27 protein-coding genes are annotated in these 21,684 nt (G+C 36.9%); 18 read left to right on the forward strand and 9 right to left on the reverse strand.

The window, feature by feature from the left end:
* Positions 1–86 precede the first annotated feature (86 nt).
* Positions 87–1,778, reverse strand: coding sequence for a dihydroxy-acid dehydratase (gene ilvD, locus DSM106972_RS15585; protein ID WP_127081553.1), 1,692 nt, complete (start codon positions 1,776–1,778; stop codon positions 87–89).
* A gap of 244 nt (positions 1,779–2,022) precedes the next feature.
* Here ilvD and DSM106972_RS15590 point away from each other — a divergent pair, with 244 nt between their 5' ends.
* The 5 genes from DSM106972_RS15590 to hsdR all read left to right on the forward strand — a co-directional run bounded on the left by DSM106972_RS15590 (position 2,023) and on the right by hsdR (position 6,203).
* Entirely contained in the window at positions 2,023–2,625 is a 603-nt protein-coding gene (locus DSM106972_RS15590) for a Uma2 family endonuclease (protein WP_127081554.1), read from the forward strand.
* 67 nt (positions 2,626–2,692) lie between these two features.
* The gene (locus tag DSM106972_RS15595; protein WP_127081555.1) at positions 2,693–2,929 is read left to right on the forward strand and encodes a hypothetical protein; all 237 of its coding nucleotides are present in this window, start codon (positions 2,693–2,695) and stop codon (positions 2,927–2,929) included.
* The gene (locus DSM106972_RS15600; RefSeq protein ID WP_222596599.1) at positions 2,919–3,275 is read left to right on the forward strand and encodes a type II toxin-antitoxin system PemK/MazF family toxin; all 357 of its coding nucleotides are present in this window, start codon (positions 2,919–2,921) and stop codon (positions 3,273–3,275) included. Before DSM106972_RS15595 ends, DSM106972_RS15600 begins: the two co-directional genes overlap by 11 nt.
* A 100-nt stretch (positions 3,276–3,375) precedes the next feature.
* Positions 3,376–3,654: a hypothetical protein gene (locus DSM106972_RS15605; protein ID WP_127081556.1), complete on the forward strand. Its 279-nt coding sequence runs from the start codon at positions 3,376–3,378 to the stop codon at positions 3,652–3,654.
* Positions 3,655–3,893: 239 nt separating this feature from the next.
* Positions 3,894–6,203, forward strand: coding sequence for an EcoAI/FtnUII family type I restriction enzme subunit R (hsdR, locus tag DSM106972_RS15610; protein WP_127081557.1), 2,310 nt, complete (start codon positions 3,894–3,896; stop codon positions 6,201–6,203).
* A 519-nt stretch (positions 6,204–6,722) separates the two neighbouring features.
* Here the strand turns inward: hsdR and DSM106972_RS15615 are convergent.
* Positions 6,723–6,941 (reverse strand): hypothetical protein, encoded by a 219-nt coding sequence (locus DSM106972_RS15615; protein ID WP_127081558.1) that lies wholly within the window; start codon positions 6,939–6,941, stop codon positions 6,723–6,725.
* A gap of 102 nt (positions 6,942–7,043) precedes the next feature.
* Between DSM106972_RS15615 and DSM106972_RS53465 the strand changes: the two genes are divergently transcribed.
* The 4 genes from DSM106972_RS53465 to DSM106972_RS15630 all read left to right on the forward strand — a co-directional run bounded on the left by DSM106972_RS53465 (position 7,044) and on the right by DSM106972_RS15630 (position 9,172).
* A complete protein-coding gene (locus DSM106972_RS53465; protein WP_222596598.1) occupies positions 7,044–7,205 on the forward strand; it encodes a hypothetical protein in 162 nt (53 codons plus the stop codon).
* 42 nt (positions 7,206–7,247) lie between these two features.
* Positions 7,248–7,466 (forward strand): type I restriction-modification system subunit M N-terminal domain-containing protein, encoded by a 219-nt coding sequence (locus tag DSM106972_RS15620; protein WP_233787235.1) that lies wholly within the window; start codon positions 7,248–7,250, stop codon positions 7,464–7,466.
* 167 nt (positions 7,467–7,633) lie between these two features.
* Positions 7,634–8,425 (forward strand): restriction endonuclease subunit S, encoded by a 792-nt coding sequence (locus DSM106972_RS15625; RefSeq protein ID WP_127081559.1) that lies wholly within the window; start codon positions 7,634–7,636, stop codon positions 8,423–8,425.
* A gap of 57 nt (positions 8,426–8,482) precedes the next feature.
* On the forward strand, positions 8,483–9,172 hold the full coding sequence (locus tag DSM106972_RS15630) for a restriction endonuclease subunit S (RefSeq protein WP_267901123.1): 690 nt from the start codon (positions 8,483–8,485) through the stop codon (positions 9,170–9,172).
* Between the two features lie 56 nt (positions 9,173–9,228).
* On the opposite strand, the gene DSM106972_RS15635 is transcribed toward DSM106972_RS15630, so the two are convergent.
* The 4 genes from DSM106972_RS15635 to DSM106972_RS15650 form a co-directional block, all read right to left on the reverse strand.
* Positions 9,229–9,606, reverse strand: a complete 378-nt coding sequence (locus tag DSM106972_RS15635) for a hypothetical protein (RefSeq protein WP_127081561.1) — start codon at positions 9,604–9,606, stop codon at positions 9,229–9,231.
* Positions 9,578–10,165 carry a Panacea domain-containing protein gene (locus tag DSM106972_RS15640; protein WP_127081562.1) on the reverse strand — a complete coding sequence of 196 codons (588 nt, stop codon included), beginning with the start codon at positions 10,163–10,165 and terminating at the stop codon, positions 9,578–9,580. The genes DSM106972_RS15635 and DSM106972_RS15640 overlap by 29 nt, the downstream gene beginning before the upstream one ends.
* Positions 10,166–10,425: 260 nt before the next feature.
* Positions 10,426–10,557 carry a CopG family antitoxin gene (locus tag DSM106972_RS15645; RefSeq protein ID WP_267901117.1) on the reverse strand — a complete coding sequence of 44 codons (132 nt, stop codon included), beginning with the start codon at positions 10,555–10,557 and terminating at the stop codon, positions 10,426–10,428.
* 63 nt (positions 10,558–10,620) lie between these two features.
* Entirely contained in the window at positions 10,621–10,884 is a 264-nt protein-coding gene (locus DSM106972_RS15650) for a helix-turn-helix domain-containing protein (RefSeq protein WP_127081564.1), read from the reverse strand.
* Between the two features lie 243 nt (positions 10,885–11,127).
* Between DSM106972_RS15650 and DSM106972_RS15655 the strand changes: the two genes are divergently transcribed.
* From DSM106972_RS15655 to DSM106972_RS15665, 3 genes are all read left to right on the forward strand, one after another.
* On the forward strand, positions 11,128–11,478 hold the full coding sequence (locus tag DSM106972_RS15655; RefSeq protein WP_222596597.1) for a DUF5674 family protein: 351 nt from the start codon (positions 11,128–11,130) through the stop codon (positions 11,476–11,478).
* A complete protein-coding gene (locus DSM106972_RS15660; RefSeq protein WP_127081565.1) occupies positions 11,453–11,815 on the forward strand; it encodes a hypothetical protein in 363 nt (120 codons plus the stop codon). The genes DSM106972_RS15655 and DSM106972_RS15660 overlap by 26 nt, the downstream gene beginning before the upstream one ends.
* A gap of 179 nt (positions 11,816–11,994) precedes the next feature.
* The gene (locus tag DSM106972_RS15665; RefSeq protein ID WP_127081566.1) at positions 11,995–12,774 is read left to right on the forward strand and encodes an excalibur calcium-binding domain-containing protein; all 780 of its coding nucleotides are present in this window, start codon (positions 11,995–11,997) and stop codon (positions 12,772–12,774) included.
* 165 nt (positions 12,775–12,939) lie between these two features.
* Here DSM106972_RS15665 and DSM106972_RS15670 read toward each other — a convergent pair whose 3' ends face one another.
* The gene (locus DSM106972_RS15670) at positions 12,940–13,284 is read right to left on the reverse strand and encodes a sensor histidine kinase (RefSeq protein WP_127081567.1); all 345 of its coding nucleotides are present in this window, start codon (positions 13,282–13,284) and stop codon (positions 12,940–12,942) included.
* 299 nt (positions 13,285–13,583) lie between these two features.
* Here DSM106972_RS15670 and DSM106972_RS15675 point away from each other — a divergent pair, with 299 nt between their 5' ends.
* From DSM106972_RS15675 to DSM106972_RS15685, 3 genes are all read left to right on the forward strand, one after another.
* Positions 13,584–13,997 (forward strand): XisH family protein, encoded by a 414-nt coding sequence (locus tag DSM106972_RS15675; RefSeq protein ID WP_127081568.1) that lies wholly within the window; start codon positions 13,584–13,586, stop codon positions 13,995–13,997.
* Positions 13,985–14,329 carry a XisI protein gene (locus DSM106972_RS15680; protein WP_127081569.1) on the forward strand — a complete coding sequence of 115 codons (345 nt, stop codon included), beginning with the start codon at positions 13,985–13,987 and terminating at the stop codon, positions 14,327–14,329. The genes DSM106972_RS15675 and DSM106972_RS15680 overlap by 13 nt, the downstream gene beginning before the upstream one ends.
* Before the next feature lie 318 nt (positions 14,330–14,647).
* Positions 14,648–14,986, forward strand: coding sequence for a hypothetical protein (locus tag DSM106972_RS15685; RefSeq protein ID WP_073621141.1), 339 nt, complete (start codon positions 14,648–14,650; stop codon positions 14,984–14,986).
* Between the two features lie 90 nt (positions 14,987–15,076).
* On the opposite strand, the gene DSM106972_RS15690 is transcribed toward DSM106972_RS15685, so the two are convergent.
* Complete coding sequence (locus DSM106972_RS15690; protein ID WP_127081570.1) at positions 15,077–15,925, reverse strand: metal-dependent hydrolase; 849 nt, start codon at positions 15,923–15,925, stop codon at positions 15,077–15,079.
* 119 nt (positions 15,926–16,044) lie between these two features.
* Positions 16,045–16,242 carry a DUF2795 domain-containing protein gene (locus tag DSM106972_RS15695; protein WP_127081571.1) on the reverse strand — a complete coding sequence of 66 codons (198 nt, stop codon included), beginning with the start codon at positions 16,240–16,242 and terminating at the stop codon, positions 16,045–16,047.
* 358 nt (positions 16,243–16,600) lie between these two features.
* On the opposite strand from DSM106972_RS15695, the gene DSM106972_RS15700 reads away from it, so the two are divergent.
* From DSM106972_RS15700 to DSM106972_RS15710, 3 genes are all read left to right on the forward strand, one after another.
* Complete coding sequence (locus DSM106972_RS15700) at positions 16,601–17,953, forward strand: serine/threonine-protein kinase (protein WP_127081572.1); 1,353 nt, start codon at positions 16,601–16,603, stop codon at positions 17,951–17,953.
* A 173-nt stretch (positions 17,954–18,126) separates the two neighbouring features.
* Positions 18,127–19,680, forward strand: coding sequence for an ABC transporter substrate-binding protein (locus DSM106972_RS15705; protein ID WP_127081573.1), 1,554 nt, complete (start codon positions 18,127–18,129; stop codon positions 19,678–19,680).
* A 304-nt stretch (positions 19,681–19,984) separates the two neighbouring features.
* A complete protein-coding gene (locus DSM106972_RS15710) occupies positions 19,985–21,352 on the forward strand; it encodes a serine/threonine-protein kinase (RefSeq protein WP_170213578.1) in 1,368 nt (455 codons plus the stop codon).
* Positions 21,353–21,684: the final 332 nt, after the last annotated feature.

Raw genomic sequence — 21,684 nt, forward strand, 5'->3', positions numbered from 1 at the left:
AAAGATTCTTCGCTGCGCTCAGAATGACAGTTTATACCTTCTCTAACTCCGCGCCTCTGCGCCTCCTAACTTTCAACTTTAAATTGTTAACCTTCAAACAAATTTAAATCAGTTACGGCGCCTAAACTACTCGAAGCAACTAATTTAGCATATTTAGCCAAAGTACCTTTTGTATAACGTGGTGGTTTTGGTTTCCAATTTGCGCGACGGTCCGCAAGTTCTTCTTCAGATATATTTAACTGCAATAACCGTGCGGGTGAATCGATGGTTATACTATCACCTTCTTGTACCAGTGCGATTGTACCGCCAACTGCTGCTTCAGGCGCCACGTGTCCAACGACCATACCATAGGTACCACCAGAGAAGCGACCATCGGTAATTAATCCTACCGAGTCACCTAAACCGGCGCCAATAATAGCAGAAGTGGGAGCAAGCATTTCGCGCATTCCTGGGCCACCTTTGGGACCTTCGTAGCGGATGACTAATATATCACCAGGTTTGATTTTATCGGCGAGGATAGCATCTAAACATTCTTCCTCAGATTCAAATACACGCGCTGGACCTGTTATTTGCGGAAGTTTGACACCTGTAATTTTAGCAACGGCGCCTTCGGTTGCTAAGTTACCTTTTAAAATGGCTAAATGTCCTTGTGCGTACATTGGCTTTGACCAAGGACGGATAATATCTTGATTGGCAGGTGGTTCAGAAGGGATATCTTTAAGAGTTTCTGCCACTGTTTGCCCAGTAATGGTAATACAATCGCTATGTAATAAATCATGGTCAAGTAGCATTTTCATAACTTGAGGAATACCACCTGCACGATGTAAATCTGTAGCTACATAGCGACCACTGGGTTTTAAATCGCATAGTACAGGTACACGCGCACGTATAGTTTCAAAGTCATCTAATACTAAAGGAACTTCGGCAGCGTGGGCGATAGCGAGAAAATGTAATACTGCATTGGTTGAACCACCAATTGCCATAATTACCGAAATGGCGTTTTCAATAGATTTACGGGTGATGATATGTCGAGGTAAAAGCTGTTTTTTAATTGCCTCTACTAAAACGTAACCTGATTTTTCGGCACTTTCGGCTTTTTCCGCATCTTCGGCGGACATTGTAGAAGAATAAGGTAAACTCATTCCCATTGCTTCAAATGCTGAAGACATGGTATTTGCTGTATACATACCACCACACGAACCGGCGCCTGGACAAGCGCGTTTTTCAATCTCGATTAATTCGCTTTCGGGAATTTTACCAGCTTTAAAGGCGCCGACAGCTTCAAACGAACTAACAACAGTTAAATCACATTCTCTATAACTACCAGGTTTAATCGTACCACCGTAAACAAAAATAGCCGGGATATTCATCCGAGCGATAGCTATCATCGAACCAGGCATATTTTTGTCGCACCCACCAATGGTGAGTACACCATCCATACTCTCACCATTACAAGCAGTTTCGATAGAGTCAGCAATAACCTCGCGCGACACCAGGGAATATTTCATCCCTTCAGTTCCCATAGAAATACCATCGCTAACGGTAATCGTACCAAACACCTGCGGCATTCCACCACTGGCACGAATACCCTCCTGCGCGCGTACCGCCAAATCATTCAGCCCCATATTACAAGGGGTAATAGTACTATAGGCGTTAGCAACACCAACTATTGCCTTATTAAAATCCTCATCTTGAAAACCCGTAGCACGCAGCATCGCACGGTTTGGTGAACGCTGCACCCCTTGAGTAATAGCCTGACTTCTAATATTTTGTGACATTTCGATTCCCTACGCGCCACCTTCATTCTTTGTAGGCGCCCATACAAGTAATTAACTTACTGTATTACAAAACAGCCAATCTAAGAAACCCGGTTTCTCCATCACTGAATAAAACAATCTTCGACAAAAACGCATAGAAACCGGGTTTCTCGAATCAAACGAATAAATCAGGTACAACAGGGGCGCCGCTTATATCCACGAATGTTATGCTCAAGAAAAATGCTAAATATATTTTTTTCTCTTTATGAATACAACAGTTAAACAAAAATTAACATTCGAGCAATTTCTCGAACAGTGCCTAGAAGAGGGATTATATGAATTGGTGGATGGAGAAATTGTTGAAATGCGACCGACAAGACAACACGACGATACGGCAGATTATACTGCTGACTCGTATCAAGAAGAAATTAAACGCTTAAACTTAAATTATGTAGTAAAAACTACAACCGCTATCCAAACTACAACTTCATATGGTGTCGTGCAAGGACGCAAACCAGATGTCAGTGTCATAGATAAAACTGTTTGGCGTTCCGACGGCTCAAACTATAATGCCTTAGATGTACCTATTCAATTAGCAGTAGAAGTGACATCAACAAATTGGGAAGATGACTATATTGATAAGCTTGATGATTACCAACGTTTGGGCATTCTTGAATACTGGATTATTGATTATTTAGCCATAGCTTCGAGACAATATCTAGGAAACCCCAAAGTTCCAACAGTATTTGTTTATTTGCTAGACGAAAACGGGAAATATCAACGTGCAAAGTATCAAGGTAATGATATTATAATTTCTCGAATATTTCCAGAATTAAAGTTGACGGTAAAAGAAATTTGGAAAGCATGAAAGTTGCAAAATTATGAGATTCGGAAAAGGTTACAATATAATAAATATTACTAATTGAGTACTAGCCATGAGTACAAACGAAGAATTAACTTCTATCTTTATAAAAGACGATGTTACAACAACGAACGATGAAATTGACCAGCAATTAACTGCCCTGCGTGAACTGTTAAAACTATCCCCAGAAGAGCGTCAAGCTATTTTAGCGAAGCACGCTGCTAAATTAGCTGAGTACTTTGTACCTGGTAGCGAAGAAATGGAATGGGCAGAAGAATATGTAGAAGATGAAAGCTGGGATGATGAGTAAAGAGATTCTGCGAGGTGACATTTGGTGGGTTCAGTTAGACCCAACTAGAGGAGACGAAGTACAAAAAACTCGTCCAGCTATCGTTATTAGTGATAATGGATTAGAAGGGCTAAAATTACGTCTTGTTGTCCCAATTACTAATTGGAAATCTGCATTTTCATCTATCCCTTGGATTATTAAAATTAATCCTTCTACACAAAATGGCTTATCTAAGCTTTCTGCTGCAAATCCTTTACAGACTCGCTCTGTTTCTATAGAGCGTTTTACTGATAAGCTTGGTGTATTAGAAGAAAAAGCTCTTGAAGCCGTAATATTGGCATTAAGTATTGTTGTTCGATTTCCATAAAATACTTAGTATTTTGAGGACATCTGGGACAGATGTTCCACAAGATGCCTAAATGTGATTTAAAATAAGGCTGAAGTATAGCGATTAAATAGAGGCTTAGATGACAGATCAACAGCTAGCATCCAATTATCCAATTAGTAGTTTGACAGTGAGTGAATTAGAATCTCTAATTACCAAGATTGTTCAAAAAGTGATTAGAGAAGAAAATAGCCGCGAAAAACTAGGTGAAGAAGTAGTACAGTTTGATATATCAGATAGTTATGATGCGAACCAACAGCCTCGTCCTTATGGGCAGTGGCGTGGTCAAGTACATATGTCTAACGATTTCGATGTGCTACCTGAATCAATAGCAGCAGCTTTTGCAGGCGAAATGGAATGAAATTGCTAATTGATACCCATGTTTTGATTTGGTACTTAGCAGATGATCCCAAGTTACCCTCTACAATTCGGGACTTAATTATCGATCCGCAAAATCAAATTTTTGTAAGTGCGGCAACTGCCATTTCTAGGACAGGCGGGACGCCTATCCTACGGGACACATCGGTTATTGGGTAGGTTAAAGTAGAGTAGTGAATCATTTTTTACTTTAAGCCTAGGCGCCAACCTTAGCTCAACTCGATGGAAGCATTAAATAAGAAAGACCTTAGCGAACGGGATATTTGTAGCAAATATATTATACCTGCACTGGTAAACAAAGCAGGATGGGATTTACATGTCCAAATTAGGGAAGAAGTATCTTTTACCAAAGGGCGTGTGCATGTACGGGGTCAAATAGTGAGTCGAGGTCAAGGAAAGCGCGCGGACTATATTCTGTACTATAAACCTGGCATTCCGATTGCGGTAATTGAAGCAAAGGATAATAATCATAGTGTCGGCGCCGGGATGCAGCAAGCGTTAGAATATGCAGAAATTCTAGATTTACCTTTTGCTTACAGTTCTAACGGTGATGCTTTTATTGAACATGACTTTACTATCACCACAGGAATTAAAGAAAAAGAAATTCCTCTTGATGCTTTTCCCTCTCCTCAAGAACTATGGCAGCGTTACTGTATATATAAAGGTATTGATAGCGGCATTGAAGCTATCGTGACTCAGGACTATTATGATGATGGCAGTGGTAAGGCGCCAAGGTACTACCAACAAATTGCTATAAATAAAACCGTTGAAGTTGTAGCCAAAGGCGAAAACCGTGTACTCTTGGTAATGGCGACAGGTACAGGAAAAACTTACACCGCATTCCAAATTATCTGGCGCCTGTGGAAATCAAAGACCAAAAAACGGATATTATTTTTAGCAGACCGTAATATTCTTATTGACCAAACCAAAACAAACGACTTTAAACCGTTTGGTTCGGCGATGACTAAAATTAAGAAGCGTCAGGTAGATAAATCATATGAAATTTACCTTGCTTTGTACCAGGGAGTATCAGGTACAGAAGCAGAGAAAAATATTTACAAGCAATTTTCGAGTGACTTTTTTGACTTGGTAATTATTGATGAGTGTCACCGAGGAAGTGCTGCTGAAGACTCTGCATGGCGTGAAATTCTCGAATATTTCTCATCAGCTACCCAAATAGGTTTAACTGCCACACCTACAGAAACTAAGGAAGTTAGTAATGCAGACTACTTTGGCGAACCTGTTTATACTTATTCACTAAAGCAAGGTATTGAAGATGGTTTTCTGGCGCCATATAAAGTAGTACGAGTAGATATAGATAAAGATGTGGAAGGATGGCAACCAGAACAAGGACAACTTGATAAATATAACCAGTTAATACTAGACCGCGTTTATAACCAAAAAGACTTTAATAAAACTTTAGTACTAGAAAAGCGAGATATACTAGTAGCCAAACGTATCACCGAATTTCTCAAAGCCACCAACCGCTTTGATAAGACTATCGTATTTTGTGAGGATGTAGACCACGCTGAACGGATGCGTCGCGCGCTAGTAAACGAAAATGCTGACTTAGTAGCAAAAAATCGTAAGTACGTAATGCGTATAACAGGCGATGATAAAGAAGGGAAAGTAGAACTTGATAACTTTATTTTACCAGAAAGCCAATATCCGGTAATTGTTACTACTTCTAAACTGATGACTACAGGAGTAGATGCTCAAACTTGTAAATTAATCATTCTTGACCGTAATATTGGTTCGATGACCGAGTTCAAGCAAATTATTGGACGTGGAACTCGTATTAATGAAGAATTTGAAAAACGCTATTTTACTATTATTGACTTTAAAGGCGCCACGAAGTTATTCGCAGACCCTAAGTTTAATGGCGACCCTGTACAAGTATACGAGCCGAAACTTGGTGATTCATTAGTACCACCTGAAAATAGACGTGGTAAAGTGGGTAGTACGAGCGGTAAATATACAGTTAGCAACGTAGAAGTAGCAATTCAAACTGAACGAACGCAGTATTATGATAAAAATGGTAATCTAATTACCGAATCAATCAAAGATTACACTCGCAAAATAGTACATCAAAAATTTGCAAATCTTAATGATTTTGTTGATTACTGGAATATCGCTGAACGAAAAGGCGCCGTTATTCACTCATTACTCGACCAAGGTATTTTACTCGAAGCTTTAACCCAAGAAGTTGGAAATTATGACCCTTTTGATTTAATTTGCCATGTTGCTTTTGATAAACCTGTAGTGGATAGAAGTGAGCGTGCGGGGCAAGTTAGAGCAAGTGAGTATTTGAGTAAGTATAGTGATAAAGCTAAGAAGGTTTTGAATGCGTTGTTAGATAAATATGTTGATGAAGGTGTGGAAAGCATTGAGGATATTAATGTTTTGAAAGTAAAGCCTATTAGCGAGTTTGGTACTGCTTTGGAAGTTGTTAGGTTGTTTGGGAATAAGCAGAAGTATGAGCAAGCTTTGCGAGAGTTGAAAGCACAAATTTATATGATACCCGTAGGATAGCTAACCGCCTGTCCGTATTAATATATTGTGATGGAAAGATTGGCAACGGATGTAACGGATGTAACGGATGTACAATTATTATAAAATAGACGTAGGGTGTGTGACGCATGCAGAAAAAATTTGAGCGTAGTGATAAGACTTGTAGCGTCACGCACCGGCTTGAAATAATGGCAATATCGCAAGTGATATCTGTCAAAGATATAAGGTTATGTCTTTTTATATTTACCACAGAGACACAGAGTACACGGAGAGAGGAGAAAAAACCACAAAGCGGACACAAAGGACACAAAGAAAGAGTTAATAAGAGAGAAGTTTAAAGTTCCCCCCCTTCCACGCGGGGGGGTTAGGGGGGGATCGAAATGACTACAGTGTTATTAAGTACTATCCAAACAACTAGAATGTTAACTTAGTTTAAAATGATGTAAGTGGTTATTTAATTATAATTATGCGTATTAAAGAGCTACACATACAAAACTTTAGAGGATTAGAGGAGATTTTTTTAAAGTGTAGGCGCCTTTGTTAGAATGTCTCACAATTTTTGTATTCATCCCAAGTTACAGTCTCATTAATTTGAATATCTTCTTTAGCTTCTTTAACAGCTATTAAAACCTCGCCATCTTCGATATCATCAATTTTTTGTAGATAACTAAGTATTTCATCAAGGGTACTATCATAAGCTTGCTCTAATAGTTCGTTGATAGTATTTATAATTTCTTTTCTTTCGCTTTCTGTTTTCATGACTGTAGTTACAGTGTTTCTAACATTTTACTTATATCAAGTTATATTTATCAAATTTTATAGAGATTAATTATTTTGGTCATAAGTTAAGTATTATTACTTATGCTTGGCAATGGACGGGCAAGGATGCCCATTCCACAAGACATGCAACAAGGCACTGCACAAAAATGGTATATTTATATGTCTGAAAATTCTTATAGATACAGGCGCCTACAGCAAAGCATAAAATATCTTAACTCCGCCTCTCCTGTACGGGCGGGTTAACCAAGAACTCCATTATTTACCAAAGCACAGTAAACCCGCCCTATGTCAATCAGCACCACAATCAAAACGATTCAGGATATTATGCGGAAAGATGCGGGGGTAGACGGTGACGCCCAACGCATTAGCCAACTGGTATGGATGATTTTTCTTAAGATTTTTGATGACCGCGAGGCAGAATGGGAACTACTTGAGGATGATTATAAATCTCCTATACCTTTGAAGCGCAAAATCCAGATGATGAACCATCTATCATACTTTTAAAAAAGATTAAAAAGAGTAAAAGTTTAGAGAATAAACAAAATAAGAAAAGAAATAGTAATACTGAAGTTTTATCGCTAACTTGCGAAGGTATTTTTAATATACCAGCCACTTGGTGCTGGTCTTATTTAAATTGTGTATGTGAGCAAATCGGTGATATTGACCATAAAATGCCTCAATCTGTAGATGTTGGAGTACCCTTTTTGTCTGCCAAAGACCTTAAGGACGACGGAACATTAGATTTTAGTAATCCTAAGTATATATCTGAAGAAGACTTTGAAAGGCTTTCTCGAAAAATAAAGCCGAGATTTGGGGATATAATCTATTCTCGAATTGGAGCAAAATTAGGAAAAGCAAGACTAGTTGAAGTAGAAAAAAAGTTCCTTATTTCATACTCGTGCTGTCTGATTCGTCCAATACATGAATGCATTAATAGTAAATATTTACAGTTATTCTTAGATTCACGATTAGCATTAAATCAAGCGCATATTGGAACTCAAAGTATAGGCGTTCCTGATTTAGGTTTAGGAGTTATAAAGCAGTATAAAGTACCCATTCCTCCTATCGCAGAACAGCATCGCATTGTTGCCAAAGTAGACCAACTAATGAAACTATGCGATGAACTCGAAGCACGCCAACAAAAAAAACGAGAAGCGCGCGTAACAATTAATAATACAGCTATCGCTCAACTGAAGAGCGCGCGCGAGCCAGAAGAATTCAACAAAAGCTGGCAGCGCATTTACAATAACTTTGACCTACTTTATAGTACTCCCGAAAATATTGGTAAACTGCGTCAAGCAATTTTACAACTAGCTGTGATGGGTAAGCTGGCGCCGCAAGACCCGCGCGATGAGCCATTAGAAAAAACTATTAATGAGTTAGAAGAGGAAAGACTTTCTTTAGAATTAAGTGAAAAAGATAAGAAAAATATTATACAAAAGTTCTCCGATGTTAGAAAATAACTTCAATCAAATAATCCTAACGCTATATATATCCCAGCAATATGCGTATGTGACTTTATTACCAAAGGAACAACACCAGCGAACAATGAATTACTGGCAGAAGGAGATATTCCATATCTAAAGGTTTATAATATTGTAAATAATAAAATAGACTTTTTTTATAAGCCTACATATATCGCAAGAATTACACATGAGACAAAATTAAAACGTTCTAAAGTTTATCCAGGTGATGTTTTAATGAATATTGTCGGCCCACCTTTAGGTAAAGTAGCTATTATTCCTCATCATTTCCCAGAATGGAATATAAATCAAGCCTTAGCTATATTTCGACCACTAAAATATTTAGATAATAAATTTCTTCACTATGTATTATCTTGCCATGCAACATTGGAAAGAGTATTACAAGAAACTAAGGGAACAGCAGGTCAAGATAATTTATCACTTGAACAATGTAGAAATTTATTAATACCTTTGTACCCACTTAGTCAACAGCTTCGTATTGTTACCAAAGTAAACCAGTTAATGACTTTATGCGACAAATTAGAAGCGCAACTAAAACAATCTGTTGGTGATAGTGAAAAGTTAATGGAAGTAGCAGTACGTCAACTACTAAATGTAGATACTATTGTAGCTGACGGCATTTCCACAAATACTACCATGCAAGAAACTAGAACCGTTAAACGAAACATTGCAAAAATACACTCATACGATGGAGAAGCTGTACAGTTAAATTTACCACTGTTTTAGTATGACAGGCGGCGATGCCTCTTAAATGATTTGTTTATATACGTACATATAAATATCTAAATTTCAAGTATTTCTTTAATCACGCTTTTCAAATCAGAATCGGCAGGACGTTTGGCAAATTGTTCGTGATTATAAATCCAGACAAGATAGATTAAATAATCAGTCGAATTGACTAAATACATTAATCGAATTTGTCCTGATGCTCCTTTGCCATACTTAAATTCAAGCTTGTGAAATGTCCATTCTTCTGGTAATTGAATTTTTGCAGGTAAAGGCTCTTGGCGTGAATTTACTGGATACTGGTCTTCAATTAAACCTTCTAGAACTTCTGTGAGAAGGTCTATAAAATCATCTCCAAGAGCTTTAGCTATTTTTTTCAAAGAGCGTCTAAAATTATCAGATTTTTCAATCGAGAAGGGATTTGAGCCAGTCACGAACTTCTCCTTTACCAACAGGATTTGAAATTTCTATATTTAGAGCATCTTCTAAAACTTTAGACATAACTGCTTCATAGGCTGGATGACAGCGCTCTATCGTATCAAGTTTTTGATAACCTAATGCTTTCATGTCTTCAAGACGAATTTGTTCAGTTGAACTTGCTTGAGGAGGTAGTCCCTTACGTGCTTTTTTCCAAGGAAACTCTCCATGAGTCATATTACTTAATCGATAAGCGTTATATGCCCCAAAATTTTCCCAAACTTCTTCTAAAAGCTTTCTCTTATCTTCAGCAATTTCTGACAAGTTATCTTTGCTAGGAATGGGTAATTGATTGGCTTCAAAATTACTGTAAAATTTGTAAGCTTCTGGGCAGACAGGACCATACCGCCATGCTTGAATTTCTTCAGAGAACAGTGGCTCGTCATACATAGCTAAATGTAAACTTTGTGAATAATACAGAAGCTTTTGAACTTTCATGTTGGTCATTTCAGCTTCTATACCGTCTTCATAAGCTCTGATAATAAAGTAGCGAGCCACATTGATGCTATTAATCATACAAAAGACCCACAAGTTAGAATAAAAACTTCAAGATAGTCAATTTTAAATTTAATCTATGAATACTATTATACTAAAAACACGTCAGCTTGGTAAGACTGAACTGCCGTGATTATAATTTGCACTATTAGATTTAAACTAATTCTTGTGGGATGAGCATCCCTGCCTGTCCAGTTAACTCAAGTATAAAGGTCACACTGTAAAGCAGGAAGCGTTAGCTATTTTTAATAACTTTGAAACTAGGTAGGGCGCCGATAAGCCTATTTAGCTTGAGGTTTGAATCTAAAAGTTACAGGTTTAAAGTTATCTTTGTGAAGATATTCAGATAAATCTTGCTTTAGTAAGCTTTCCGCATCTTCATCGTTTCTCATTTTCGGTAAGATTTTTTTCATACTTTCGTACCTATCGTGTAATTTTTTACAGGTTATTACTTAAATTATCTACAATTAAAGGCGCTATTTATCGGCAGCAATTAATTCAATTAACTCAAGTAAATCACAGGTGCCGTAATTATCTTTACTTAGTTTGTTTATCGCATCAATCATTTGTCCTAGCACTACACCACCAATTTCTGGCAGCACATCTTGAGTTTTTAGTCGCGACACAGTTGTTTGATGGATACCCAGTTCATGCGCCAACGCCTTATTGGTTATTTTACGGCGCGCCATTACTTCACGCAACTTCCACCGTACACTTGTCGTACTTAATACAACACTCATTTCCCACACATCAACACAACTCGCTTTTCTAGCATAGCGCGGATGCCTGTTGATAAGCTCGCGGCTAAAGTATTGCAGCAATAAGAATAACTATAGCATTGTAAGCTATATATATAGCAAAGAAAGCTATATAAAATTTTTCTGAACTTTTGTACTATTTACTGAGGTAGCTTTATTCAAGGGGTTCGCATCAATTAGTGATGGCACTTTATCAAATGAAATTTGAACTACGGGGGTAGAGGATTGATAATTATAATTAGGGAACGTGCAACCTTAGAACAGGTTGAGCAAATGCTAGAAACTTTGAGAGTCTACATCAAGGTAGTAGTTGACATCGAACGCGGCATACTAGCTGGAGGAGGAGAAAAACACGCTTGGTGCGAGGCTCTATTATTGGAGGATGGTAGCAGGCAACGAGATATTTGGGGTGCCAATTGGACACCATTCAACCAATCGATTGATTATGAATCGATTATTAATATTCGTCCAAGCCAAAATAATAGATCGATGATAATTCAAGACCCAACGATAAAAGAACGTGTAAAACAAATTACAGAGGAGTTAATCGGTGGATACCAAATCGACTTTAGATGAAAAAAAATCTTCTTTCCTTAGCGTTGATATTCCTCATCGGTTAGGACATATCGCTTCAAACTTAGCGCGCGTTCGTTCGTTTTGTAATAGTGCGTTTAAAAAAGGCGTAGAAGTTGTGATAGACGAGACAGAGTGGTTTATCGAGTGGATAGCAGCAGAAATTGAACCGGAACAAGCCGAGGAATTAGTTAACATCCAAGTTCAACTCGTGCGCTGGCAAATAAATTTAGACAATATTTTTTTAGATGAATTTCGTCGAGGAGAAGTAGCAAAACTTGCGGAAATTTACTCGCAAAGAGTATTAGATATGTCAGGTTTACTTGATTCTGTAGCTTAATGTGACAATAAACGGTGCCGAAACCGAGAAATATGTAATTCATCGGCACCATCTACTAACGGTTCCTAGGCACCATAAACGTACATATAAATTCTATAAATTATTTCCAGTAAATTGTCCTGAGTAGATATACTGAATTGTGTAAAGTACTTTCAGTTATTGAATCAGAGACTTGCACGATGAACAGAATAGTACTTGTATCATTACTCACACTTGTTACAGTCGGATGCTCGGCGCCAGACAGAGAAATAAGTCAAACACCAGTACAAAAACCTGTAGCGGTTGCAGTGAAGGAAACAACAACGGAGTCGGCGCCCGTTGAAACTACTGTTTCTAATACAGATATATCTGAAAATTCATCCCACGAAACAATTCAAGCAGAAGCAGAACCAGTAAAACCAATTAAAACGACTACTTCTAAATCATTATCTGTGGCGCCGACTGCTATTAAACGCCGGGAAACTATAATAGAGAGAAGCTCAGACGCTCTGAAGCGCGTTGTAGTCTATCAACCTCAGAGTACCTTTGTTTCTCCCACCAAACTTGTTGCTAATATTAGTAAAAACATTGGCTGTGGCGCCGTGGATAAGGAGTATAAAGCTCAAGTAATGGCAATGGTGATAGCTTCCGATAGTCCAAAAGCTGTAAAAAAACTTACCGAAAGACAATTTTATCAAGCAGTTAGACAAACGATTGCCGAAAACCAAGCACAAGCTAATGATTTAGTTGCTCAATACCGAGAGGCGAATTGTAGTATTGCATTTAAGCAACAATCTAAAACTCAAACCAAGTTGGCGCCTACTCGAAGCACATCAGTTAAAAATAGCGTTGTTTCGGTGCAGTCGGGCAATTGTAAAGACTTAAAAGCGCAGGGTATTAAAAATATCGACGTATTCATGAACCCTTGGGCTAGTAGATTAGACCGGGATAAAGATGGAATTGCTTGCGAGGCAAATTAATGATATTCCTACATGCTATATATATATATTCGCGCCGGAATTATTTATAAATTTAGTTAGAGTGAAACAACAACTAGTTGATTTTCTTAAGCGCGCTCAAGCAGGAGACGGATGTACGGGTGTGTTTTACATTTAGACACAAAAATAAAACAGTTAAGTTTACTGCTATTTTAATATGACAGGCGCCGCTCCTACTCCAATTTTCAAAGGTAAAGACAGTAAGAACTCGGTTCCTGCTCTGGGTTGGGAGGAAACAGAGATTTTCCCGTGGTGTTTTTCCATAATTTGGTAGCAGATAGATAAACCTAATCCGGTACCTTGTCCAACGGGTTTGGTGGTAAAGAAGGGGTTGAATATTTTATGTTTGACTTCATCTGGAATACCTGACCCGTTATCACTAATTTTAATTTCGATTGTTTCATTATTAGATATACTTGTTTGAATAATAATTTGTTTTTTCTTTTTATCGCACGCAAGCAATGCGTCAATAGCATTACTAATAATATTCATAAAAACTTGGTTTGGCGCCCCACGGTGTTTTAAGGCTAAAAGGATGTTTGAAAAGTATTAATATTTACCAAAACCTAACCCCTAACCCCAACCCGCGCGAGGGAAGGGGAACGATAATATAAGCTTTTTAAAGCCTCTCCCCGATACGGAGAGAGGTTTGGAGAGGGGTTTGATGTATATTTTTAGACTTTTCAAACAACCTCTAAAAGGAGCGCGTCTAAAATTAAGCTAGTTTAAAGTGTTTTTGCTATACTTATAATATTATTGGAAATAGATTTTAGATTATAGGTTGCTATTGGATGGCTAGAGATGTCTTTCACTATGCAGTTCGTAAAGCTCTTGAGAAGGAAGGCTGGGTGATTACGGGAGACCCATTCACGATTAAAGCTGGTGGGGTTGAGATGCAAATAGATTTAGGAGCGGAAAGAGTAATAGCAGCAGAAAAAGAAGGAGAGAAAATAGCTGTTGAAATTAAAAGTTTTATTAATCCGTCAAATATTACTGAATTTCATACTGCTGTTGGTCAATTTTATAATTACCGCGTAGCATTAGAAGAAAAACAACCTGAGCGTGCTTTGTATTTAGCTGTTCCGTTTGGAACTTATCAAACTTTTTTTCAACTACAATTTGTGCAAAAAGTTATTCAACAACTCCAGATTGAATTAATGATTTATGACCCGAAAAAAGAGGAGATTATAGAATGGAAAAAATAGAGCTATACCGGAAATATATTCAACAAGTGTTAACCGATTACGTTAACGAAGGTTCTTCTGATAGTGAGGTTAAATCAGAGTTAGTTTTTGATACTGTACGTGACCATTATCAAGTGGTTTATGCTGGGTGGGAAAATAGGCGCCGGATGTACGGGTGTGTTTTACATTTAGATATAATTGATGGAAAAATTTGGATTCAACATGATGGAACTGAGGTTGGGATGGCTAATGAGTTAGTTAGGTTGGGAGTTCCAAAAGAAGATATAGTTTTGGCTTTTCATGAACCATTTGTTAGACAATATACGGGGTTTGCAGTGGGTTATGAATCATAGTGATATAAAAGTTATAAAAATTGGCGCCGAAATTATTTGTAAATTTAGTTAGTTTGACATTTTTGATGTGAACTTAAGAATCCCCCCCAACCCCCCCGAAATCGCGCTACGGTGTACACACAAGTCTTAAAAAGCAGGGGGGATCAAAATACTAATATCTAATAGAAGCTAGTACTTCGTGATAGGGGACGATGCCAGTGACTGTATGACTGATTGCGCCGAAAATATTCTTAAATTTATTTAGCTTGACATATTGTTGTCATTTTTATCTCTCACAGTAGTAATCATCTACCTCTTCTATATTTTCAGGAGATTTCGATGAAGCTGAGATTTTTACCCGTGTTAGCTGGTGCTATGTTTGCTGTGGGCCTTCCTGTTGCGGCGTTTGCTTGTCCAGGTGGTCAAAAGACAAACCAACAGCTGACACCACAGCAACAATCTCAATTACAACAGGTTCAGCGCAATACTTTGCAAGAAGTTTCAGCAGTTTTGACACCTGAGCAGCAACAACAGTTTCAAACTGCGCTAGCTTCTGGTCAAAAAATGCGTGCAGCTGTTAGTAGCTTAAATCTTTCATCTGAACAGCAAGAGCAAGTACAACAAATTATGCAAGCTTCCAAAACTCAGAAACAGCAGCTTTTCAACTCCAATAGTTAGTTTTTCGAGTTTTGAATTCCTCTAATATTCATGCCGCATTGTCTCTGGGTGTTTTGCTCAGAGACTTTCTTAGTGTGAAAATAACATACTTTAAATATTTAAGAAAACTTTTTCACCATACTGATATAAATCCTCTGATTTCGGATTAAATTCTAATTTAAAGTATGGAGTCAAATGTTTTAAGGTTAATGGTAAAAATTTGTACTCAGTAAACAAGAATTTTCTCAAATCATGAAATGTTTTTTGATTTGTTAAGCTTTGGTCTTGCATTATTAACAATGCCATACCAACTACGATAGCTCCAATAACCATTACAGTTCCTAACAAACCTCCTAATATACGTATCCGATAGCGATTATCTACATAATTTAAAAATTTAAACGCTAGTCCACTATGTTCTATTTCTTCAGCAGCGTGCCATTCCCACAACGAACGCATTGTTGGGTTGGCAGTTACAAGCATATTAGATTTAAGAACAATATAAGATATTATTGTTGTCATGTTCTCAAAACCTGCAATTAAAGCTAGGCACATTTTAGGACTTAAGTATTTTTCTAATACTTCAGTAAAGAAAAAATCGGCTATTTTTAATGCTGTCTTAAATTTGTAACCCTGAGCTTCAAGTATTTTGTTATACTTTTGGTGCGTTTGTCCGTGAGTTGCTTCCTGTTTAATAAAACCCCGAATTGGCGCCTCTAGTTCTGTATTTTGAATACGAGGTAATTGATTTCTCATTACCCGCACCATAAATCCTTCAAATGCAGGTAGAAATAAATTCATCGCATTAAAAAAATGAGTTAGAGCAGAATTATTATTCAACCAAAGTTTTGGAATGTTATTAAACTGAAAGTTAATTTTTCTTGGTTCACACAAATTTGGGTTTAGAGGTTTATTCTCAAAATTTGGAAAATCAGCAGTTGTTGCGTCTGCAAATTTCATACTTATTTGCTAAATGATTTATATTGGGATAACGTGGATTATGTATACAGACTATATAATTTGTCAAAAATTATATTCGCGTAGAGACCGAATTAATTCGGTCTCTACAACACGCGCGTTTATGAGTCAAGATTATTGAGAGCTTCACTTACATCAGTTGCTGTTTGATAATCTCTTAAAGGTAATTGCTTGAAAAACCTAAGAATTTTCTCATTAGCACCTTTTTCGTCAGCATGTTTTATCAAATCTTTTTTGTTAATTGGGTAATTAACTTCTTTCAATTTTTTTTGTATTTGCACCAGGTTGACTTTAATCATGACCTTTCTCCATTAGGTGCGAGGGTTTATATTATTGAAGAAATTCAGAAGTCAGTTGTTAAAATTTGTGTTGTCATATACTAATTTACGTTACTTAGGGGTATTGCTTGCTGACATCACTCTTATGATAGATATTTTACTTACTTTAATCCTGCAGTTCGTATGCCTATGCCACAAGATATGTTAAGGTTTGTGTTTGGATTTTAAGAAGAGTGAATATATTTTAAGAAATATAAAGTTATGAATAGATATAGTGAGTGGGTAGCGTAGTTAATATTGTTCTGACGTATGTTTATGAATAGATACATAAATAGGAGCAGTATATAGTTACACACCATATAAGCTGTTGGAGGATAGTTTGGATATTTGTTGCACTCGTCCTGGCTGCCCAAAACCGATTAACTCTTTTCCTGATTTAGATAATGCTGTTGTTCTTAAGAATGTTCCGCAAAAGTTTTGTGTAAGTTGCGGGATGCCGTTAATTTTAGATGGTCGCTATGTACCCATAAGAAAATTGGGGCAAGGTGGTTTCGGCGCCGCTTTTTTGAGTTGTGACCGTCGTACTCCGGGAATGCGAGAGTGTGTAGTTAAGCAGTTACAGCCCGGAGTAAATTTTAAGCCTGAACAAATTAAAAAAGTTACACAGCTTTTTCATCGCGAAGCCGAAGTTCTAGAGAAACTTGGCGCCCATCCGCAAATTCCAGAGTTGTTTGCGTTTTTTGCGTTGGAACCTCCCACTCGTGAAGAACCTATTGAGTTGTTCTATTTGGTGCAGCAATATATCGATGGTGAAAATTTAGAACAAGAACTCTACAGCAAGGGCAAGTTTTCGGAAGCTGAAGTAACATCAGTACTAGAAGCTGTTTTAGAAATTTTAGATTTTGTCCATAATAATGGCTCTATTCACCGGGATATTAAGCCATCTAATACAATGCGCTCACGCGACGGTAAGTTATATCTTGTTGATTTTGGCGCCGTTAAGCAAGTTGTCGCTGTTGGAACAAAACACAGTAGCGAAAATTCTACAAGTAATATGCCCTCTGAAGCAGTTACTAATGTTTACACACCTGGTTTTGCACCACCCGAACAAACGGATGGACGTGCAGTATTTCCATCATCAGATTTATATGCTCTTGCCGCTAGCTGTTTATTTTTACTAACTGCGAAACAACCAACATCTTTTATAGATTCTTATACAAATACTTGGAACTGGCGCCCCTCTGTAAATATTAGTGATAAGCTTGCTAATATTCTAGAAAGAATGCTCAAAGAAAAGCCAATTGAAAGATTTCAGTCTGCATCTGAAGCGCTTACTGCTTTACGAAAAAGCAAACACTCTTCAGATTTTTCTAGTTATGAGTGGTTAATGGCGCCTTTTCTAACAGGGTTTGAAATTGGTCTTTTAGCAGTATTTTTAAATAATTTATTTCCAGGAATAGGGCTTAGTATAGTTGCTATTGTTTTAGCTGTTATGGTTTATGCTCAATATAAAAAAATTCTCAATAAAAAACATTTATTTATTATTGTCGGCGGCACATTTACGTTTGTGCTGGTGTCGCTATCCACATTACAATCTGTTCCTATTTTAGGTTTTAATTTAGCTAATAATCATTTATTTGTAGCGTTTTTTGCTTTTTTATTAGGGGTTTTCAGCATCCTCTTAATTGGATTATCTCAACTGATTTATCAACTACTTACTTTTGTTCATTAAGAAAAACAATTGTCATGGTGAACGTAGTGAAGCATCTAATAAATATTAACAATTGTCATGGTGAACGTAGTGAAGCATCTAATAAATATCGAAATTTATAGAGATTCTTCTCTACGCGACTAATGACAGTTTTACACTCAGAATGACACTTATATATCTAAAGGTTAATTACTATGCAACATAATAAAGACTTTATCAAGTTGAATATAGCAATAGCTATTGCGTCTGTTATTTTAGGAATTGGATTTTGGAGTTTAAAAAATATCACCCAATCTCCCACAAATACATCTAATGCGGGTAGTTTGTCAGAAAGCACAGCTCATTCAGATGTACAGATGAGTATTGGTGATAAAATTTTATTAAAACGGGAAATAGCTGTTGATAATCCTGCTTTCCAAAGTGCCAAAGAAAATGGTGTTAGAGCAATGGCTAATAAAAACTATCCTGAAGCTGTGAAATATTTTGAAGAAGCTTTGACTATACAGCGAAATGCACCAGAAACAAGAATTTATTTAAATAATGCTAAAATTGGCGCCGAGGAAGCATATACAATTGCCGTGGCAGTCCCAGCTATTCCTCAAAATAACTTTAACAGAGGTGGCACCAATCGACACCCTGCAAATGCGTTAGAGATGTTACGTGGGTTTGCACAAGCACAAGAAGAAATTAATCAACCCGATAAAAGAATCAACGGCAAACGCATTAAATTATTAATTGTTGATGATAATGATAATCGAGACAATGCTGCGAACGTTGCTAGACAAATAATAAGTAATAAAAATATTATTGGTGTCATCGGTCATCGTTTAACCCCAGTTAGCAAAATTGCGGCGCCGCTATATGCTAAAGAAAAGGTTGTATTTATTGCCCCAACTGGCATATATTCTGACCTGAATAGAAGCGATTATGCATTGAATCCCGATAATCGCAAACGCTATGTATTCCGTACTGATACAGATTCAGAAATTGCCCAAAAGCAATTAGCTGATTATTTAGAAAGTCAAAATATTAAAAAAGTTGCAATTTTCTATGACTCTTCAAAAGAAATCACTTATAGCCAAGAGCTAAGAAGAGATTTTATGAAGTTTTTTGAAAACAAATCGCAAGGCAGAGAAGTTATTGATAGTATTGATATAGCGACATTAGACGATAAATTCTTCGATAAAGGCAAAGTTGATAGAGTCATTCAAAAAGGCGCCGAAGCAATATTAATACTACCTAACTTCAACTCCAGAGAAAGCGCCTTAAATATAATATCCGCAATGCCTCCAAAAAGTTCAGGTAAATCTGTACAATTAATCGGCGATGTTAGTAACTTATATAGAAGCATCACTCTATCTCAAGGAGAAAAAGCTGAAGGAATGGTTATGGCTGTAGCTACACAGCTTACTGAACAAAACAAGTTTTATCAAGATGCCTTATCACTGTGGGGTGGAAAAATAGACTTAGCTTGGCAAACAGCTACTTCTTATGACGCTGCACAAATTTTTATTGAAGCACTCAAAGGTATACAAGCGCAAAATCGTAACGTTTACCGTGAAGCCATCCAAGAACAAATCTGTAAAAAAGATTTTAAAGCTACCGCAGCTTCTGGTGAAACTCTACAATTTGATTGTGACATCAGCAGCACACCCAAAGATAGAGTAAAATTAGTCCAAGTAACGGCGCCTGACACGAATAAACCCAATTCTGAATATTCATTCAAACTAGTACAAGACACTAAATAATACACTCTCTTTCTTGTGGAGCGGGCATCCCTGCCCGCCCATAAAATTACATCAAACATTAATTAATTGTTGTTTTTCCCTGCACTAGTATAAAGTTTGACTGCACAGGCAAGATGCCTGTGCCACATGTATTAAATTTTGCGCTAAAATTTTAATAAATATATATTTTTATTAAGAAATGTAAAAATATGAAATATATAGTGAGTTTGTAACGTCTTAAATATTGTTCTGAATTATCTTGATGTATAGATATTCAGTAGGAGCAGTATATAGTTACACGCCATGAAAGCTTCTGGAGGATAGTTTGGATATTTGTTGCACTCGTCCTAGCTGCCCGAAACCGATAAACTCTTTTCCTGAATTAGATGATGCTTCTGTCCTTAAGAATATTTCTCAACAATACTGCATTACTTGTGGAATGCCGTTAATTCTAGATGGTCGCTACATACCAATAAAGAAGTTAAGGCAAGGAGGGTTCGGCGCCGCTTTTTTAAGTTATGACCGTCGAACACCGGGAATGCGTGAGTGTATAGTTAAGCAGTTGCAGCCATCACCTAGCTTAAAACTTGAACAGATTAAAAAAGTTACACAGCTATTTCATCGTGAAGCTGAAGCTTTAGAGAAATTAGGCGCCCATCCCCAGATTCCAGATTTGTATGCGTTTTTTGCCATAAATCCTGGTCGTTTTAAATTACAAATAGAAGAACCTATTGAGTTATTTTACTTAGTACAACAATATATTGATGGTGAAAACCTAGAGCAAGAATTGTCTCGTAAAGCTAAATTTACTGAGGCTGAGGTTTTTGCAGTGCTAGAAGCTATTTTACATATATTAGATTTTGCCCACAACAATAACTCTATTCATCGTGATATTAAACCATCTAATATAATGCGTGCGCGCGATGGTCGATTATATCTTGTAGATTTTGGCGCCGTTAAGCAGGTTGTTGCAACAGGTAAACAGCAAGATGCTAACTCAACGCTTGATGTGTCATCGGTATCTATAACCAATGTTTACACACCGGGTTTTGCACCACCCGAACAACTTGATGGACGCGCAATTTTTCCTTCATCTGATTTGTATGCTCTTGCCGCAACTTGCTTGTTGTTACTGACTGGCAAACCACCTACAAGCTTTATTGATGCTTATACAGGTACTTGGAACTGGCGCCTTTCAGTTAATATTAACGAAAGAAATGCCAGAATTATAGAACGAATGCTCAAGGAAAAACCAATTGACAGATTTCAGTCGGCAAAAGATGTTCTTGACGCTTTAAAACAAAAAACACCAGTTAGTCAACAAGATTTTTCTACTTTAGATTGGTTGGTTACACCATTTGTAACAGGTTTTGAAATTGGTTTATTAGCAGTATTTTTTAACAATTTACTAGCCAAAATTGGCATAATATTTGCGATAATAATTTTAGGTGTTTTATTTTACGCTCAATATAAGCAAATTATTTTTGAAAAACATTTATTTATAATTGTCGGGGTAACGTTTGCGCTCGTACTATTGTTACTGCCAATTTTGCCATCGGCGCCTATTCTAGGATTTAACTTAGCAAATAATCATTTACTAGTTACTTTTTTTGCTTTGTTATCAGGCATTTTTGGAGTTGTCTTAGTAGGCTTATCTCAATTAATCTATCAACTATTATCATTCATCAAATAAATTCTTGTCTCTTGTGGAGCGGGCATCCCTGCCCGCCCCTGACAAAAATGATGTGAAAGGACGGGCAAGGATGCCTATTCCCCTAATAATTATTTTAGTTTGATCATACTACAATTTTTAGCCATATATTTTAAATTTATTAAATTTTTACGTTTTGTGTTGTACATTAAATAATATTTCGATAAAGTTGCAATATAATCTAACAACTAGATTATAATACCGATTTAATATGAAGCTGCAACTAATTAAATCCCCCCAACCCCCCTTAATAAGGGGGGCTAAGAAAAATAATGTGCATCTTCACATAAAAATGGTATAAGCTTGCTATAAAA

Origin of the sequence: Dulcicalothrix desertica PCC 7102 (assembly GCF_003991905.1) — a bacterium.
Taxonomy (GTDB): Bacteria; Cyanobacteriota; Cyanobacteriia; order Cyanobacteriales; family Nostocaceae; genus Dulcicalothrix; species Dulcicalothrix desertica.